Genomic DNA, 16,502 nt, shown 5'->3' with positions numbered 1-16,502 from the left:
CCCCTGTGCCGCACCCCTCACCGCAAGGTGCTCCGCAGGAACTCCCTGTTCAGCGCCGAGATCGCCGACAGCGGGATCCCCTTCGGGCAGGCCGTCGCGCACTCGCCGGTGTTGGTGCAGCCGCCGAAGTCCTCGGCGTCCATCGCGCCGACCATCCCCCGCACCCGGCTCGACCGCTCCGGCGCACCCTGCGGCAGCAGGTTCAGGTGCACCACCTTCGCCGCCGTGAACAGCATCGCCGACCCGTTCGGACACGCCGCCACGCACGCCCCGCAACCGATGCAGGCGGCGTGCTCGAAGGCCGCGTCCGCCGCCTCCTTGGGGACGGGCGTGGCGTGCGCCTCCGGTGCGCTACCGGTCGGTGCGGTGATGTAGCCGCCCGCGCCGATCACCCGGTCGAGTGCGGAGCGGTCCACCACCAGGTCCTTGACCACCGGGAAGGCCGCGGCCCGCCACGGCTCGACGTCGACGGTGGCGCCGTCCTCGAAGTGCCGCATGTGCAGCTGGCAGGTGGTGGTCGGCTGCGGCCCGTGCGCCTGCCCGTCGATGACCATGCCGCAGGCGCCGCAGATGCCCTCGCGGCAGTCGTGGTCGAAGGCCACCGGCTCCTCGCCGCGCAGCACCAGGGTCTCGTTGAGGGTGTCGAGCATCTCCAGGAAGGACATGTCGGGGCTGATGTCGCCGACCCGGTAGGTGCTGAACCCGCCGGGGTCGTCGGGGCCGGCCTGACGCCAGATCCGCAGGGTGAGGTTCATGCGTAGCTCCGCTGGGTGGGGTGGACGTGCTCGAAGGAGAGGTGCTCGCGGTGGAGCACGGGGGCGCGGCCGGTGCCGGTGAACTCCCAGGCGGCGGCGTACGAGAAGGCCTCGTCGTCGCGGAGCGCCTCGCCCTGTTCGGTGCGGCTCTCCTCGCGGAAGTGACCGCCGCAGGACTCGGTGCGGTGCAGCGCGTCCAGGCACATGAGTTCGGCGAGCTCCAGGTGGTCGGCGACCCGGTTCGCCTTCTCCAACTGCTGGTTGAGGCTCTCCCCGGTACCGGGGACGGTGACCCGGCGCCAGAACTCCTCGCGCAGTTCGGGGATCCGGGTGAGCGCCCGGCGCAGCCCGGCGTCGTTGCGGGCCATCCCGCACTCGTCCCACATGATCCGGCCGAGTTCGCGGTGGAAGGACTCCGGGGTGCGGTCGCCGCGGACGGCCAGCAGCCGGTCCAGCCGCTGCACCACCTCCTGGCGCACGCCCTCGACCTGCGGGTCGCCCGGGTCGACCGGGTCCGAACCCTGCCGTGCCAGGTAGTCGTTGAGGGCGGGCGGCAGCACGAAGTAGCCGTCGGCGAGTCCCTGCATGAGGGCGCTCGCACCGAGCCGGTTGGCGCCGTGGTCCGAGAAGTTGGCCTCGCCGATCGCGAACAGCCCGGGGACGGTGGTCTGCAGGTCGTAGTCCACCCACAGGCCGCCCATGGTGTAGTGCACCGCCGGGTAGATCCGCATCGGCACCCGGTACGGGTCCTCCGCGGTGATCCGCTCGTACATCTCGAAGAGGTTGCCGTAGCGCGCGGAGACGGTGTCCCGGCCCAGCCGGGCGATCGCGTCGGCGAAGTCGAGGTACACGCCCTGCCCGCCGGGGCCGACGCCGCGGCCCTCGTCGCAGACCGCCTTGGCGGCGCGGGAGGCGATGTCGCGCGGCACCAGGTTGCCGAAGGACGGGTACATCCGCTCCAGGTAGTAGTCCCGCTCAGCCTCGGGGATCTCCGCCGGCGGGCGGGCGTCCCCGGCCGCCTTCGGCACCCAGATCCGGCCGTCGTTGCGCAGCGACTCGCTCATCAGGGTGAGCTTCGACTGGTGGTCGCCGGAGCGCGGGATGCAGGTCGGGTGGATCTGCGTGAAGCACGGGTTGCCGAACCACGCGCCGCGCCGGTGCGCCCGCCAGACGGCGGTGGCGTTGGAGTTCTTGGCGTTGGTCGACAGGTGGAAGACGTTGCCGTACCCGCCGGTCGCCAGCACCACCGCGTCCGCCAGGTGGGTGGACACCTCCCCGGTGACCAGGTCCCGGGCGACGATGCCGCGGGCCCGGCCGTCGACGACGACCAGGTCGAGCATCTCGGTGCGCGGGTGCATCTCCACCCCGCCGGCCGCGATCTGGCGCGACAGCGCCTGGTAGGCGCCGAGCAGCAGTTGCTGGCCGGTCTGCCCGCGGGCGTAGAAGGTGCGCTGCACCTGGACGCCGCCGAACGAGCGGGTGTCCAGCAGCCCGCCGTACTCCCGGGCGAACGGCACGCCCTGCGCGACGCACTGGTCGATGATCTCCACCGAGATCTGCGCCAGCCGGTGCACGTTGGACTCCCGCGCCCGGAAGTCGCCGCCCTTGACGGTGTCGTAGAACAGCCGCCGCACGCTGTCACCGTCGTTGCGGTAGTTCTTCGCCGCGTTGATGCCGCCCTGCGCGGCGATCGAGTGCGCCCTGCGCGGCGAGTCCTGGAAGCAGAACTGCACCACCCGGTATCCCTGTTCGGCGAGGGTCGCGCCGGCCGCGCCGCCGGCCAGACCGGTGCCGACCACGATCACGGTGTGCCGGCGGCGGTTCGCCGGGTTCACCAGCTTCGCCTCGAACCGCCGCTGGTCCCAGCGCTGTTCGATCGGCCCGGCGGGCGCCTTGGTGTCGGCGACCGGCGCGCCGAGGGCGTAGTCGAGGTAGGGGGTCACTTCACCGCTCCGATCATCACGGCCACCGGCACGGCGAGGAAGCCGGCCGTCAGCACCAGCGCCAGCACGTTCGCGGTCGCCTTCAACACCCGGTCCCGCCGCGCGTTGTTGACGCCCAGGGTCTGCGCGGCGCTCCAGAAGCCGTGCCGCACGTGCAGCCCGACCGCGAGCATCGCGACGACGTAGATCCCGCCGCCGTACCAGGTCGAGAAGGACGCGACCACGTTCTGGTACGGGTGGCCCTCCTCCGCCCGCGGGTTCACGGTCAGCGTGGTCAGGTCGAGGACGTGCCAGACGATGAACAGCGCCAGGATCACCCCGCCCCAGCGCATCGTCCGCGTCGCGTAGCTGGACCGGGCCCGGCGCCGCGCGTACTTCTGCGGGCGTGCCGCGAGGTCGCGCCGGCTCAGCTGGTACGCGGCGACGCCGTGCGCCACCACCGAGACCAGCAGCACCACCCGGGCGATCCACAGGAACCAGGCGTGCCCGAGGAAGGGCTGCCCGATCGTGCGCAGCCACGCGGCGTAGCCGTTGAGGTCGTCCGGCCCGAAGAAGATCTTCAGATTGCCGAGCATGTGCGCCACCAGGTACAGCAGCATCACCGCGCCGGAGGCGGCCATCACCGCCTTCTTGCCGATCGTCGAACCCCACAGCGCCGCCAGGGCGTGCCGCGGCCGACGCGTTCCAGTCGCCAGAGCCATGCGCTCCACGCTAGGAACAGCCCCTACCTCACGTCCAAGACATGAATGGGCTCATCGCGATAGTCTCAGGCTATGAAAGTCGGGCAGCCGCCCAGGGGCGCTGGGGGCACCTCCCGGCCGAAGGCTGGGGGCGGAACTGCGCGATTCGGATGCGGGTCACGCCCGTGAGTGGTGGGCCTTAGGTTGGCATCGTGCAACTCCAGCAGCTCCGCTACTTCACCGCCGTCGCCGAGCTCGGCAACTTCACCCGGGCCGCCGAGCGGCTGCACGTCGCGCAGCCCTCGCTCTCCCAGCAGATCAAGGCGCTGGAGCGGGAGTTGGGTGCCGAGCTGCTGCACCGCAGCCGCGGCGCCACCACCCCCACGGACGCCGGTGAGGCGCTGCTGCCGCTGGCCCGCCGCATCCTCGCCGACACCGACAGCGCCCGGCTCGCCGTCCAGGAGACGGTGCAGCTGCGCCGCGGCCGGGTCCGCCTCGGTGCGCCGCCGAGCCTGTGCGTCAGCCTGCTGCCGGACGTGCTCGGTGCCTTCCGTGCCCGCTTCCCCGGTGTCGATCTGCAGGTCAGCGAGGGTGGCTCGGGAGACCTGGTCGCGGCCCTGGACGCCGGCGAGCTCGACCTCGCCCTGATCGTCTCGCCCAGCCCCGGCGGCGCCCTGCCCGGCCTGGACGTCACCCCGCTGCTGCACGAGGACCTGGTCCTGGTGTCCGCCGAGCCGCTGCCCGAACAGGCCGTCCCGGTGGGGGAGTTGCGGGACCGCCCGCTGGTGATGTTCCGGACGGGCTACGCGCTGCGCGACGCCACCCTGGCGGCCTGCCGGGAGGCCGGTTTCGAGCCCCGGTTCGCCGTCGAGGGCGGCGAGATGGACGCCGTGCTCGGCTTCGTCCGGGCCGGCCTCGGCCCGGCCGTGGTGCCCGCCATGGTCGCCGCCCGTTCCGGCCTGCCGACCACCCGGTTCACCGGCGCCGGTCTCGGCCGGACGATCTCGCTCGCCCACGGCCGGGACATCCCGCTCGGCCGGGCCGCCGACCGGATGCGCGCCACCGTCGCCGAACGGCTGGCCGCACAGGCGCGGCGCGGCGAGCTGCCGGAGGGTACCCGGCTGCTCGCCGCGCCGTGAAGGGCGGCGGTGGCGCTCAACAGATCCGCGGCAGCTGCTCGCCGACCGGCAGGTCGACCACCCGGGTGCCGCCGAGCGCGGTCCGGGCCACCACCATGCCGGGGTGGTCGGTGACGCACTCGCCGATCACCGCCGCGCCCGCACCGTACGGGTGCGCCCGCATCGCCTCCAGGACGGCGTCCGCGTGCTGCCGGGGCACGAAGGCGACGAGCTTGCCCTCGTTGGCGACGTACAGCGGGTCGAGGCCGAGGATCGCGCAGGCGTTGGCGACCTCCGGCGGCACCGGGATGCTCCGCTCCTGGACGACCACGCCGACCCCGGCGGCCGCGGCGATCTCGTTGAGCGAGGCGCCGAGGCCCCCGCGGGTGGGGTCGCGCAGCACGTGCAGGTCCGGGGTGACGGCGAGCATCGCCCGCACCAGCCCGCCGAGCGGGGCGCAGTCGCTCTGCACGTCCACGCCGAACTCCAGGCCCTCGCGCACGCTCATCACGGCGACGCCGTGCAGCCCGATCGGCCCGCTGACGATCACCACGTCGCCGGGTTCGGCCCGCTGCGGCCGCAGGTCGACCCCGGCCGGGATCAGCCCGATGCCCGCGGTGTTGAGGTAGATCCCGTCGCCGCGGCCGGCCTCGACGACCTTGGTGTCGCCGGTGGCCACCTCGACCCCGGCGGCCCGCGCGGCCGCGCCGAGCGCCTGCGCGACCCGGGCCACCTGGGCCGTCTCGACGCCCTCCTCCAGGATGAACCCGCAGGACAGGTAGGCGGCCGTGGCGCCGCTCATCGCCAGGTCGTTGACGGTGCCGTTGACGGCCAGGTCGCCGATGCTTCCGCCGGGGAAGAACAGCGGCCGCACCACGTAGGAGTCGGTGGAGAAGGCGAGCCGCACCCCGCCGAGGGTGACGGCGGCGGAGTCGCCGAGCGCGGCCAGCACCGGGCCGCCGAAGGCGGGCGCGAAGACGTGCTCGACGAGTTCGGCGGAGAGCGCCCCGCCGCCGCCGTGGCCCATCACCACCCGCGGGTGGTCGCGCAGCGGCAGCGGGCAGCTCCAGTTGGAGAAGTCGGGGGCGGCGAGGGTGTCGGTGTCAGGCAACGGGGCTCGCCTCCAGCGGGGCGGCGGGTGCGGCGGGCGCACCCAGGCGGCGGTACAGGTAGTAGGCGGCGCAGGCGCCCTCGCTGGAGACCATGGTCGCGCCCAGCGGGTTGCGCGGCGTGCAGACGGTGCCGAAGGCCTCGCACTCGTGCGGCTTGAGCAGCCCCTGCAGCACCTCGCCGGCCCGGCATGCGGCCGGCTCGCAGGTGTTGACGTCGCCGACGTCGAAGCGGTGCTCGGCGTCGAACTCGCGGTAGCGGGACGAGAGCCGCCAGCCGCTCTGCGGGATGGTGCCGATGCCGCGCCAGGCGCGGTCGGTGGTCTCGAAGACGTCGGCGAGCATCGCCTGCGCCGCCGGGTTGCCCTCCTCGCGCACCGCCCGCGGGTAGGCGTTGTCCACGGTGTGCTCGCCGCGCTCCAGTTGGCGCACGGTGCGGCGGATGCCCTCCAGGATGTCCAGCGGCTCGAAGCCGGTGACCACGATCGGCACCTCGAACCGCTCGGCGAGTTCCGGGTACTCGGCGGTGCCCATCACCGAGCAGACGTGCCCGGCGGCGAGGAAGCCCTGCACCCGGCAGTCCGGCGACTGCATGATCGCCTCGATCGCCGGGGGCACCCGGACGTGCGAGACCAGCAGGCTGAAGTTGCGGATCCCGCGCTTCTTCGCCTGGTACACCGTCATGGCGTTGGGCGGGGCGGTGGTCTCGAAGCCGATGCCGAAGAACACCACCTGCTTGTCCGGGTTCTGCTCGGCGATCCGCAGCGCGTCCAGCGGGGAGTAGACCACCCGCACGTCGCCGCCCTCGCTGCGGACCCGGAACAGGTCCTTGTCCGTGCCCGGCACCCGCAGCATGTCGCCGAAGGAGCAGAAGACCACGTCCGGGCGGGAGGCGATCTCCAGCGCCTTGTCGATCACCTCCAGCGGGGTGACGCACACCGGACAGCCCGGCCCGTGGATCAACTCCACGCCCTCCGGCAACAGTTGGTCGATGCCGTGCCGGATGATGGTGTGCGTCTGGCCGCCGCAGACCTCCATCAGCGCCCAGGGCCGGGTGACGGTGGCCCGGATGTCGTCGAGCAGCCGCCGGGCCAGCTCGGGGTTCTGGAACTCCTCCAGGTACTTCACTTGGTCTCCGCCTCCTTCGGGGCGCCCGCGGCCGCCTCCCACGGGTCGCCGAACTCCTCCTGCAGCAGCCCGAGTTCCTCGAACAGCTCAAGGGTCCGGCGGGCCGACTCCTCGTCCAGGCGCTGCAGCGCGAACCCGACGTGCACGATCGCGTACTCACCGACCGCCAGGTCGGGCAGGTACTCCAGGCACACGTCCTTCACCACGCCGCCGAAGTCCACGACGGCCATCCGGGTGCCGTCGCGCTCCTCGATCTCCATCACCCTGCCGGGCACCGCCAGGCACATCGGCTGCTCCCTCGTTCGTCCTCCGGGGGCGGGTGCGCCCCCGCCGTTCAGCTGCCGGTCCGGCCGGCCACCACGAGCTGGCCGAGCGCCAGACCGCCGTCGTTGGGCGGCACCAGCCGGTGCCGCAGTACGGTGAAGCCGGCCGCCCGCAGCCGCTGCAGGCACTCCTCGGTGAGCAGCGCGTTGCCGAACACCCCGCCGGTGAGCGCCGCCGTACCGAGTCCGGTCCGCTCCCGCGCCGCCAGGCACCACCGCTCCACCAGGGCGGCCACCGCACCGTGGAAGCGCCGGGCGACCACCGCGGCCGGCACGCCCGCCGCCAGGTCGGCGACCACCGCGGCCAGCACCGGGCCGGGATCGGCCACCGACACGCCGTCCTCGTCCCGCATGCCGAAGGCGTACGGCTCGCCGGAGTCCTCGGCGGCCAGGGCGGCGGCCTCCAACTCCACGGCCGCCTGGGCCTCGTAGCCGGCCCGGTGGCAGACCCCGGCGAGCGAGGAGACGGCGTCGAACAGCCGCCCCATGCTGGAGGTCGGCACGCAGTTCAGGCCGCGGGCCAACTGCCGGCGCAGTACCGCGAGTTCGTCCGCGGGGCAGGCCGCGGTGCAGGGCAGTCCGGGCTCCCAGGGCAGGCCGGCCGCGTACAGGTGGGCGAGCGCCATCCGGTACGGGCGTTCCACCGCGGCGTCCCCGCCGGGCAGCGGCACGTGGCCGAGCCGGCCGAAGCGGTCGAAGCCGTCGTAGTCGGCGAGCAGCACCTCGCCGCCCCAGACCGTGCCGTCCTCGCCGTAGCCGGTGCCGTCGAAGGCGATGCCGATGACCCGCCCGGTGCCGTCCAGGCCGTGCTCGGCCATCGCCGAGGCGATGTGCGCGTGGTGGTGCTGCACGGTGCGGACCTCGCGCCCGCGGGCCTGCCGCCGCGCCCACTGCGCGGAGCGGTAGCGCGGGTGCCGGTCGGCGGCCAGCAGCTCCGGTCGGACCCCGGTGACGGCCGCCAACTGGGCCACCGCGCGGCCGAATCCGGCGAGGGTCGCCAGGTCGTCCATGTCGCCGACGTGCCCGGAGGGCCAGGCGGTGCGCCCCTCGGCCAGCGCGAAGGTGTTCTTGAGGTCCCCGCCGACCGCGAGCACCGGGCGGACGTCCACCGGCAGCGGCACCGGCAGCGGCGCGTAGCCGCGCGAGCGGCGCACCGGCAGCACCTCGCCGTCCACCACCCGCACCACCGAGTCGTCGCAGGGCACGTGGATCGGCCGGTCGTGCGCCAGCCAGCCGTCCACCAGCGGGGCGAGGCGGTCCAGCGCCTCGGCGTCGTCGGTGACGATCGGCTCGCCGGACAGGTTGCCGCTGGTCATCACCAGCACCCGCGGCCCGTCCGGGTCGCCGGGCAGGCCGAGCAGCAGCCGGTGCAGCGGGGTGTACGGCAGCATCACGCCGAGGTCGGGGCAGCGCGGGGCGACGCCCTCGGCGATCCCGGGGGCACCGGGCCGGCGGCGCAGCAGCACGATCGGCCGGGCGGCGGACTCCAGGGCGGCCCGTTCGGCCTCCCCGACCCGGGCCAGCGCGGCCGCCTCGGCGGCCGAGGAGGCCATCACGGCGAAGGGCTTGTCGCCGCGGCGCTTGCGCCGCCGCAGTTCGGCCACCGCGGCGGCACTGCCCGCGTCGCAGACCAGGTGGTAGCCGCCGAGGCCCTTGACGGCGAGCACCGCGCCCTCGGCGAGCAGCCGGCGGGCGTCCTCCGACGCGGCCGCTCCGCGCAGCCCGGCCCGCCCGGGCACGGTGAGCGAGAGCTCGGGCCCGCAGGCGTGGCAGCAGATCGGCTGGGCGTGGAAGCGCCGGTCGGACGGGTCGGTGTACTCGCGCTCGCAGTCCGTGCACATCGGGAAGCCGGCCATGGTGGTGGCGGCCCGGTCGTAGGGCAGTGCGGTGACGATGGTGAACCGCGGCCCGCAGTTGGTGCAGGTGATGAACGGGTGGCGGTGCCGCCGGTCGGCCGGGTCGGCGAGTTCGGCCAGGCAGTCGGCGCAGGTCGCGGTGTCCGGTGGGATCAGGGTGCGGCTGCCGCCGCCGCCCGTGGACGGCACGATGGCGAAGCCGTCCGCGCCGGTCGCCTCGATCGGCTCGTGGAGCACCGAGACCACCCGGGCCAGCGGGGGCGCGTCGTCCGCGATCCGCCGGCAGAACGCCGCGACGGCGTTCGGCAGGCCCTCGACCTCGGCGAGCACGCCCTCGCCGGTGTTGGTGACGTGCCCGGCGAGCTTCAGCTCCGCGGCGAGCGAGTGCACGAACGGGCGGAAGCCCACGCCCTGGACGATCCCGCCGACCCGGACGAGCCGCCGTTCGACGGCGGGCGCCTGCGGCGCGGCGGTCACGAGGCGGCCGGCGGCAGCGCCGGTTCCCGGTGCGGGTGGCCGTGCCCGTGCCCGTGCTCGTGACCGTGGTCGGGCCCCGTCCCGGGCGCGTGGTCGTGGTCGGGCTGCGCGGCCGGCGGACCGTGACGGTGCCCGGCGCTCGGCACGCCCATCACCGGCCGGTGCACGGGAGCGCCCTCCAGCACGGCGGTGGCCCGGTCGAGCAGCAGCCCGACGCCCTGCCCGGTGCGCGCCGAGGTGAACAGCACCTCCACGCCCGGGTTGACCCGCTCGACGTGCGCGAGGAAGGCCCGCCGGTCGAAGTCCACGGCCGCGGCCAGGTCCGCCTTGGTCACCACCACGAGGTTCGCCAGCCCGAACGCCGTCGGGTACTTCAGCGGCTTGTCCTCACCCTCGGTCACCGAGGCCAGCGCCACCCGCAGGCTCTCCCCGAGGTCGTACGAGGCCGGGCAGACCAGGTTGCCGACGTTCTCCACGAACAGCAGCCGGGTGTCCGCGGGCAGCCAGCCGTCCAGGTGGCGGGCCAGCATCGCCGCCTCCAGGTGGCAGAGCCCGTCGGTGAGCACCTGCTTCACCGGGGCGCCCGAACGGGCGAGGCGCAGCGCGTCGTTCTCGGTGGCGAGGTCGGCGGTGAGCGCGGCGGCGGCCGTCCCGCGCCGCCCGGCGAGCACCAACTCGGCCTCCAGCAGGGCGGTCTTGCCGCTGCCGGGGCTGGAGAGCAGGTTCACCGCGACGGTGCCGCGGGCGGCGAGCGCCTCGCGCAGCTGGTGGGCGGCGTCCTCGTTGCGGGCCAGCACGGCCTGCTGGAGGTCGACAACTCGGCACATGGCGTCAGCCTTCCTGGTCTGCGTACGCCGGACGGTCCGCCCAGCGGACGCTGCGGATCTGCAGCTCCCGCCCGGTCAGCAGCTCGGTGGCCGCGCCGTCGCCGCAGCCGGGGCAGGTGAGTTCGGGCGGCATCCCGACCGCCCAGCCGGTGCCGCAGGCGCCGCACCGGGCCCGCGCCGGCACCGGTTCGGTGATCAGCTCGGCGCCCTCCAGGACCGTTCCGGAGCAGGCGAGTTCGAAGCAGAAGTGCAGCGAGTCCGGGACCACGCCGGCCAGTTCGCCGACCTGCAGCAGCACCGACTCGACGCGGTCGGCGCCCTCGGGGACGGCCTGCACCACCTGGTCCACCACGGCCATGGCGATCGACATCTCGTGCATCGGCACCCCGCTTTGCGCCTGGAGGCGGTGACCGGACGGTCGGGCACCATTACAGGCCGCGGCCCCGGGGTGCGGGGTGCGCCGCGCCGTGGACGCGGCGCCCGCTACGCCATTCGCAGCACCGGCCCGCGGTCACATCTGCCGGATCTTCAGGTACCGCTTGAGGTCCGGCAGGCTCTGCACGAAGACCGCCACGGCGGCGGCGCTGAGCAGGACGATCAGGAACTTGCGCATGAGGGTGCCTCTCTGTCGGTGGTACGGCTTCGGTCGGACGGTGCGGCGGCGGCGCCCGGATCGGCGGGGCCGCCGTCCAGCAGCCGGAGGATCACGTCGACGGCCTCGTCGACGGCCGCGGCGACCGGGGCGCTGAGCCCCATGCCCTCCTCGACCGTCTCCGGCTCGCAGCCGACCACGAACACCTGCCGCGGCGGGCTGCCGCCGGTGCCGGCGGCGAGCGTGGCGAGCAGCGACAGCACCGCGTCCGGGCCCATCCGGTGGCCGTCCAGCGCGGGTGCCTGCGGTTCGACCGCCCCGGGCGCGGGCGCCTCCAGCAGGTACACCGTGCCGGGCGTGCCGCCGCGCTCGGTGGCGTCCACCAGGACGAGCGTGTCGTAGCCGTCCAGCAGTCGGTACGCGAGGTGCACGCCGCGCACCCCGATGTCGGCCGCCTCGACGCCCTCGGGCAGCTGCCGCCCGGTCAGTCGGCGGACGGCCTCGACGCCGAAGCCGTCGTCGCCGAGGAAGACGTTGCCGACCCCGGCGACCAGGACCCGGGGTGCCGTCCCGCTGCCGTCCGTCACGTCTCCTCCACCGGGGCGAGTTCGTCGGGCTGGAAGTACAGGAAACGGCCCTGGGCGCGCCACAGGTCGGCGCCCGGGTCGCCGTCGACGGTGACCGCGACGTGCACCGCGCCGTCCACGTCCTGCAGGACGGCCTCGACCAGGGCGGTGCGGCCCTGCAGGAAGAGGTCCTGGGCGTCACTGCGGCGCCGGCCGGGGCGCAGCACCACCCGGTCGCCCGCGCCGACCGCCCGGCCGTCGATCCGCACCCGGTCGGTGGCCGGGTCCACCCCGGGGTCGCCGCCCGGGTCCCACCACGGCGTGTCCGGCCGGACCCCGGGGACGTCGGCCCCGGCGGGCGGACCGTCGGTCACCTCGCGCAGCGCCCGGACGGCGCCGTGCAGCCGCTCCATCACCTCCGGGGGCAGCGAGTCCGCCAGGTCGACGGCGGCGCCGGCCCGGTCGTCGGTGCCGCGCGCCTCGCGCTTCTCCTGCTCGGTCAGCGCGGAGGTGCGCAGCGCGAGGATCTCGTCGATCTCGGTGCCGTCGTACAGCGCACCGGGGCTCTCCGGGGCGACCTGCGGGTGGTCCTCCAGGATGATCGGCGAGGAGAGCACCACGTCGGCGCGGCCGTCGTCGCCGGCGAGCACCGGCCAGGTGCGCAGGTTCCGGCACTCGGCGACGGCGTCCTTCGCCCACTCGGGCGGATCGGTCATCGAGACGAAGGAGCCGCTGTCCAGGCCGAGCAGCAGGTGCGCGGAGACCAGCGCGTGCGGCAGGGCCTGTTCGCGGCCGTCGCCGGGCCCGGCGGTCCAGGCGGTGGTGTTCTCCACGACGGCGCGCAGCCGGTAGGCGGCGTAGGGGCCGGGCAGCGGCTGCAGCCGGACCCGCAGCACCCCGTCGACCTGGGCGCAGCGGCGGACGGTGCGGCCGACGGTGCGCTCGCCGTCGCGGACGGACTCGATCTCGGTGCGGGCCGGGCAGTGGACGGGCACCAGGACCTCGCCGGCGAGCAGCTCCTCGACGGTGGCGGACATCTCCACGCGTTCCTCGGCGCCCTCGTCCCAGGCGGTGAGCACCCGGTCGGAGAGCTCCAGCGCCTCGGTGTCCTCGTGGCCGCCGTCCTCGCGCAGCCGCTGCACGGTGCGGCGCTGGACGCGCAGGAAGCGAAGTTCGGCCGTCAGGGTGGCGCCGTGGCGCGGCTCCACGAGCAGTTCGGTGTGCTGGTCCGGGTGCTCGCCGGCACCCTCGCCGTAGCCCGGCGGCACCAGGACGCCGAACTGCCAGCGCAGCCGGTTCTTCGCGGAGGACGCCCGGTACGGGTAGAGCACGTAGCCCTCGAACAGCACGGCGTCGGCGATCTGCCGGGCGCCGGCGAACCGCTCGGCGGCGGGGCGGACGGCGGTCATCGCGCACCCTCCCGGGCCAGGGCGGGCTCCTCGGCGGGTCCGCGGGCGGGGGCCGGCCCGTCGGCGGCCGCCAGCAGCGCGCGCACGGTGGCCTCCCAGGAGGGCAGGCCGTGCCGGGAGCGGTAGGCGAGCAGCTCGTCCATGGCGTCCTTGGGCAGCCGCAGCCAGCCGCAGCCGGGGAAGTGCTGCTCCATCATCTCCCGCCACACCCGCACCGGGAGCTTCACCCGGGTCTCCTTGTGCCAGGGCACGGGCTGCACGCCGAAGCCGTCCTCGCCGGTGAAGACCGTGCCGGAGAACAGCATCAGCAGCGGCACGTCGCCGTCCTCCAGCGAGGCGAGGTAGCGGGTCGCGGCGATGTCCAGGTCGTAGGTGCACGGCACGGGCAGCTCCACGTCGGTGCTGCCGGTGAAGCCCGGCACCAGCAGCGGGACCTGCGCGAACTGGACGGGGTTGAGGCTGGTGCCCCAGCGGGACCGTTCGCCGAACAGGTCGCCGAGCCGCTCGGCCTCGCCGTCGCCGTAGCCGCGCCGGGCCGGCTCGATGCGCAGTTGGCAGCGGAGCGCCAGGGCGTGCACCCGGGCGCCGGCGGAGCCGATCCGCAGCCGGAATAGCAGGGTCGGCCCGGCGGCGTACCGGTCGCCCTGCACCCCGGTGCAGTCGAAGGTCAGGTCACAGGTCGTCACGCGGTGTCCTCGGTCAGGGGCCGGGCGAGGCCGGCGAGGCGGTCGAAGAAGCCCTCCAGCTCGGCGCGGGCGGTCTGGCCGCCGTCGAAGCCCTGCCAGTGCAGCCGCATCCGCCCGACCAGCTCGTAGCAGGCGTCGACCGGCACCAGGTGGCAGGTCGTCACGCCGCCCGCGCGGCGCAGCAGCAGCGCCTCGACGTCCGGTTCCAGCAGGGCCGCGAGCCGGGTGCGGTCGAGCACGGCCTGCCAGGTGCTCGGGTCGAGCTCGCTCTCGGCGGGGCCGGCGGGGCTGGGGTAGAGCGCGACCAGCCGGTCCAGTGCGGAGTTGCGGAGGAAGAAGACGGTGGAGACCGGGATCTGCAGCGCCTCCCAGTCCGCGTCGTCCACGCCGTGCGCCGGGTCGACCAGGTAGCGGCGGGGCACACCGCGGTAGCGGCCGCCGGCCGCCCCCGGGCGGTCGAAGAGCATGGCGCACGCCGGGCAGGCGCAGGCCAGCGCGCGCTGCGCGGTGTCGGCGAGGTGCCGGTGCTCGGGTGCCAGCGCGGTGCCGCAGAAGGCGCAGCGCTCCGGACGGGGCGCCGCAGGTGCGCGCAGCCGGCGCAGCACCGCGGCGCCCGCGCCCGGGGCGTCGGTCGGGGACGTGGTCATCCGGCGTCCGCCCCCACCGGCGGCCGGCGGCCGATCTGCAGCAGCGCGGGCTGCGGGGCCGCCTTCTCCAGCCGGACCTCCGTCACCTCGGGCGCGTAGCAGGCGAACGCCGTCTCCAGGTCGCGCCGCAGCGCGTCCTCGCAGCCGCAGCCGCAGCCGCCGGGGACGGTGCGCAACCGGACCGACCCGGCCTCCGCGGCGTACCCGATCAGCTCGGCCGGGCGGCCCGGCAGCGAGCGCAGCGCCCGCCGGATCCGCTGCTGGACGCTCTCCGGGTGGAGTTCGTGCAGCACCAGCAGCCCGGAGACCACCTGGTCGTCGAGCAGGGCGGCCGGCAGCGGGGCCGTCCCGTCCGCGCCGAGCAGGGCGACGATCCGGGCGAGGCCCTCGCCGTAGAACGCCATCAGCTCGCGGACGAGGTCCTCGGCCGCGGCGACGGCCGCCCCGTCCGCCTCGCCGGCCAGCCGGTCCAGGACCTCCTGGACCCGCCGGCCGGCCGTCTCCGCGGTCATCAGGCCAGTCCGCTCAGGCCGGTGGGGACGTGCATCTTCTGCACCGTGCGGCCGTCACCGACGTACATGTGCACGCCGCAGGGCAGGCACGGGTCGAAGCTGCGCACGGCCCGCATGATGTCGATGCCCTTGAAGTTCTCCGGGGAGTTCTCCTCGAAGATCGGCGTGTTCTGCACCGCGTCCTCGTACGGGCCGGGCGTGCCGTAGCTGTCGCGGACGCTGGCGTTCCACGGGGTCGGCGGGTACGGGTGGTAGTTGGCGATCTTGCCGTCGCGGATCACCATGTGGTGCGAGAGGACGCCGCGGACGGCCTCGGTGAAGCCGCAGCCGATCGACTCGTCCGGCACCTCGAACTTCTCCCAGGTCTGGGTGCGCCCGGCGCGGACCTCCTCCAGCGCCTTCTCGGCGAAGTGCAGGGCGCAGGCCGCGGCGTAGGCCTGGAAGTAGGTGCGGGCGCGGTTGCGCTCCAGCGCGTTGGACCACTGCGGGATCTTCCACTCGAAGGTGGTCTCCGGCTTGGTCATGGTCTTCGGCAGGTTGATGACGACGCTGTGGCCGGTGGCCTTCACGTAGCCGATGTCGACCAGGCCGGAGAGAGCGGTGGACCACAGGCGGGCGATCGGGCCGCCGCCGGTGTCCAGGGCGAGGTGGTCCTTGCCGTCGAACCAGCGCGGCGACATCACCCAGCTGTACTTGTCGTCGAAGTTCCGCTTCTGCGGCTGGGGGATGGTGTGCTGGTTCCACGGGTGCCGCGGGTCGACCGGGTTGCCGAGCGGGTCGTGGGTGACGAAGAGCTCCTGCCCCTCCCAGTCCTGGTAGTAGGAGCTGCCGAGCAGGATCCGGATGCCCAGGTTGATCTGGGTGAGGTCGTTGGTGACGAGCTTCCCGTCGACGACCACGCCCGGGGTGACGAACATCCGCCGGCCCCAGTCCGTCATGTTGCGGTACGTGAAGTCGCAGTGGTCCGGGTCGTTGAGGCTGCCCCAGCAGCCGAGCAGGATGCGGCGGCGGCCGACCTCCTCGTAGCCGGGCAGGGCCTCGTAGAAGAAGTCGAAGAGGTCGTCGTGGAGCGGGACGACGCGCTTCATGAACTCCACGTAGCGCATCAGCCGGCTGAGGTAGTCGGTGAAGAGCTGCACGCTGGCGACCGTGCCGACGCCGCCCGGGTAGAGCGTGGAGGGGTGCACGTGGCGGCCCTCCATCAGACAGAACATCTCCCGGGTGTAGCGGCTGACCTGCAGCGCCTCGCGGTAGAACTCGCCCTCGATGGGGTTGAGCGAGCGCATGATGTCGGCGATCGTCCTGTACCCGTGCTCGGCGGCGTGCGGCGCCTCGGTGCGTTCGGCGCGCTCCAGCACGCCCGGGTTGGTCTCGCGGACCATCTTCTCGCAGTAGTCGACCCCGACCAGGTTCTCCTGGAAGATGTTGTGGTCGAACATGTACTCGGCGGCCTCGCCGAGGTTGATGATCCACTCGCCCAGGTGCGGGGGCTTCACCCCGTACGCCATGTTCTGCGTGTAGACCGAACAGGTGGCGTGGTTGTCGCCGCAGATGCCGCAGATCCGGCTGGTGATGAAGTGCGCGTCGCGCGGGTCCTTGCCGCGCATGAAGACGCTGTAGCCGCGGAAGACCGACGAGGTGCTGTAGCACTCCGCGACCTTCTTCTGCTTGAAATCGATCTTCGTGTGGATGCCCAGGCTGCCCACGATCCGGGTGATCGGGTCCCAGGACATCTCCATCAGGCCGTCGCCGGTCGGCTTCGCTGTCGTCGCCATCGGGAGTGTGTGCCCTTCGTCGTTGCGTCGGGGGGACGGGCGGACGCCGCGTGCCGACGGCACGCGGCGAACGGGGACGGTCACCAGGGGGTGCCGTAA

16 protein-coding genes are annotated in these 16,502 nt (G+C 74.1%); 1 reads left to right on the top strand and 15 read right to left on the bottom strand.

Annotated elements, in window-relative coordinates; all coding sequences use genetic code 11:
* Positions 1-17: 17 nt before the first annotated feature.
* Genes AB0O09_RS29785 through AB0O09_RS29775 form a run of 3 tightly spaced genes read right to left on the bottom strand, consistent with a single transcriptional unit; the run spans position 18 to position 3,399 of the window.
* Complete coding sequence (locus AB0O09_RS29785; protein WP_363546786.1) at positions 18-755, bottom strand: succinate dehydrogenase/fumarate reductase iron-sulfur subunit; 738 nt, start codon at positions 753-755, stop codon at positions 18-20.
* Complete coding sequence (locus tag AB0O09_RS29780; protein WP_363546784.1) at positions 752-2,698, bottom strand: fumarate reductase/succinate dehydrogenase flavoprotein subunit; 1,947 nt, start codon at positions 2,696-2,698, stop codon at positions 752-754. Before AB0O09_RS29780 ends, AB0O09_RS29785 begins: the two co-directional genes overlap by 4 nt.
* On the bottom strand, positions 2,695-3,399 hold the full coding sequence (locus AB0O09_RS29775) for a succinate dehydrogenase cytochrome b subunit (protein ID WP_363546781.1): 705 nt from the start codon (positions 3,397-3,399) through the stop codon (positions 2,695-2,697). The genes AB0O09_RS29780 and AB0O09_RS29775 overlap by 4 nt, the downstream gene beginning before the upstream one ends.
* Before the next feature lie 191 nt (positions 3,400-3,590).
* Between AB0O09_RS29775 and AB0O09_RS29770 the strand changes: the two genes are divergently transcribed.
* A complete protein-coding gene (locus AB0O09_RS29770) occupies positions 3,591-4,517 on the top strand; it encodes a LysR substrate-binding domain-containing protein (protein ID WP_363546778.1) in 927 nt (308 codons plus the stop codon).
* Positions 4,518-4,533: 16 nt separating this feature from the next.
* Here the strand turns inward: AB0O09_RS29770 and hypE are convergent, their stop codons facing one another.
* From hypE to AB0O09_RS29710, 12 genes are all read right to left on the bottom strand, one after another.
* Positions 4,534-5,607, bottom strand: a complete 1,074-nt coding sequence (gene hypE, locus AB0O09_RS29765) for a hydrogenase expression/formation protein HypE (protein WP_363546776.1) — start codon at positions 5,605-5,607, stop codon at positions 4,534-4,536.
* Positions 5,600-6,733 (bottom strand): hydrogenase formation protein HypD, encoded by a 1,134-nt coding sequence (gene hypD, locus AB0O09_RS29760; protein ID WP_363546773.1) that lies wholly within the window; start codon positions 6,731-6,733, stop codon positions 5,600-5,602. The genes hypE and hypD overlap by 8 nt, the downstream gene beginning before the upstream one ends.
* On the bottom strand, positions 6,730-7,020 hold the full coding sequence (locus tag AB0O09_RS29755; RefSeq protein ID WP_344624068.1) for a HypC/HybG/HupF family hydrogenase formation chaperone: 291 nt from the start codon (positions 7,018-7,020) through the stop codon (positions 6,730-6,732). Before AB0O09_RS29755 ends, hypD begins: the two co-directional genes overlap by 4 nt.
* A 47-nt stretch (positions 7,021-7,067) precedes the next feature.
* Positions 7,068-9,389, bottom strand: a complete 2,322-nt coding sequence (gene hypF, locus AB0O09_RS29750) for a carbamoyltransferase HypF (RefSeq protein WP_363546770.1) — start codon at positions 9,387-9,389, stop codon at positions 7,068-7,070.
* Positions 9,386-10,216 (bottom strand): hydrogenase nickel incorporation protein HypB, encoded by an 831-nt coding sequence (gene hypB, locus AB0O09_RS29745; protein WP_363546767.1) that lies wholly within the window; start codon positions 10,214-10,216, stop codon positions 9,386-9,388. The genes hypF and hypB overlap by 4 nt, the downstream gene beginning before the upstream one ends.
* 4 nt (positions 10,217-10,220) lie before the next feature.
* Positions 10,221-10,595, bottom strand: a complete 375-nt coding sequence (locus AB0O09_RS29740; RefSeq protein WP_363546765.1) for a hydrogenase maturation nickel metallochaperone HypA — start codon at positions 10,593-10,595, stop codon at positions 10,221-10,223.
* A 218-nt stretch (positions 10,596-10,813) separates the two neighbouring features.
* The gene (locus AB0O09_RS29735) at positions 10,814-11,395 is read right to left on the bottom strand and encodes a hydrogenase maturation protease (protein WP_363546763.1); all 582 of its coding nucleotides are present in this window, start codon (positions 11,393-11,395) and stop codon (positions 10,814-10,816) included.
* Positions 11,392-12,783 carry a hypothetical protein gene (locus AB0O09_RS29730; RefSeq protein ID WP_363546760.1) on the bottom strand — a complete coding sequence of 464 codons (1,392 nt, stop codon included), beginning with the start codon at positions 12,781-12,783 and terminating at the stop codon, positions 11,392-11,394. Before AB0O09_RS29730 ends, AB0O09_RS29735 begins: the two co-directional genes overlap by 4 nt.
* Positions 12,780-13,469 carry a DUF6084 family protein gene (locus AB0O09_RS29725; RefSeq protein WP_344624062.1) on the bottom strand — a complete coding sequence of 230 codons (690 nt, stop codon included), beginning with the start codon at positions 13,467-13,469 and terminating at the stop codon, positions 12,780-12,782. Before AB0O09_RS29725 ends, AB0O09_RS29730 begins: the two co-directional genes overlap by 4 nt.
* Positions 13,466-14,116: a DUF5947 family protein gene (locus AB0O09_RS29720; protein WP_363546758.1), complete on the bottom strand. Its 651-nt coding sequence runs from the start codon at positions 14,114-14,116 to the stop codon at positions 13,466-13,468. The genes AB0O09_RS29725 and AB0O09_RS29720 overlap by 4 nt, the downstream gene beginning before the upstream one ends.
* Complete coding sequence (locus tag AB0O09_RS29715) at positions 14,113-14,628, bottom strand: hypothetical protein (protein WP_363546755.1); 516 nt, start codon at positions 14,626-14,628, stop codon at positions 14,113-14,115. The genes AB0O09_RS29720 and AB0O09_RS29715 overlap by 4 nt, the downstream gene beginning before the upstream one ends.
* Positions 14,628-16,403 (bottom strand): nickel-dependent hydrogenase large subunit, encoded by a 1,776-nt coding sequence (locus tag AB0O09_RS29710; protein ID WP_363546753.1) that lies wholly within the window; start codon positions 16,401-16,403, stop codon positions 14,628-14,630. The genes AB0O09_RS29715 and AB0O09_RS29710 overlap by 1 nt, the downstream gene beginning before the upstream one ends.
* Positions 16,404-16,502: the final 99 nt, after the last annotated feature.

The sequence above is a fragment of the Kitasatospora sp. NPDC093679 genome (genome assembly GCF_040683455.1).
GTDB classification, from domain to species: Bacteria; Actinomycetota; Actinomycetes; order Streptomycetales; family Streptomycetaceae; genus Kitasatospora; species Kitasatospora arboriphila.
Note: the sequence above shows the minus strand (reverse complement) of the source record. Positions and strands in the feature narration are given on the sequence as shown.

Bases quoted from the DNA above. Each gene is read 5' to 3' on its own strand.
- AB0O09_RS29740 (WP_363546765.1), bottom strand. From the start codon at position 10,595: ATGCACGAGATGTCGATCGCCATGGCCGTGGTGGACCAGGTGGTGCAG.
- AB0O09_RS29785 (WP_363546786.1), bottom strand. From the start codon at position 755: ATGAACCTCACCCTGCGGATCTGGCGTCAGGCCGGCCCCGACGACCCC.
- AB0O09_RS29775 (WP_363546781.1), bottom strand. From the start codon at position 3,399: ATGGCTCTGGCGACTGGAACGCGTCGGCCGCGGCACGCCCTGGCGGCG.
- AB0O09_RS29755 (WP_344624068.1), bottom strand. From the start codon at position 7,020: ATGTGCCTGGCGGTGCCCGGCAGGGTGATGGAGATCGAGGAGCGCGAC.
- AB0O09_RS29720 (WP_363546758.1), bottom strand. From the start codon at position 14,116: ATGACCACGTCCCCGACCGACGCCCCGGGCGCGGGCGCCGCGGTGCTG.
- AB0O09_RS29710 (WP_363546753.1), bottom strand. From the start codon at position 16,403: ATGGCGACGACAGCGAAGCCGACCGGCGACGGCCTGATGGAGATGTCC.
- hypB (WP_363546767.1), bottom strand. From the start codon at position 10,216: ATGTGCCGAGTTGTCGACCTCCAGCAGGCCGTGCTGGCCCGCAACGAG.
- AB0O09_RS29715 (WP_363546755.1), bottom strand. From the start codon at position 14,628: ATGACCGCGGAGACGGCCGGCCGGCGGGTCCAGGAGGTCCTGGACCGG.
- AB0O09_RS29730 (WP_363546760.1), bottom strand. From the start codon at position 12,783: ATGACCGCCGTCCGCCCCGCCGCCGAGCGGTTCGCCGGCGCCCGGCAG.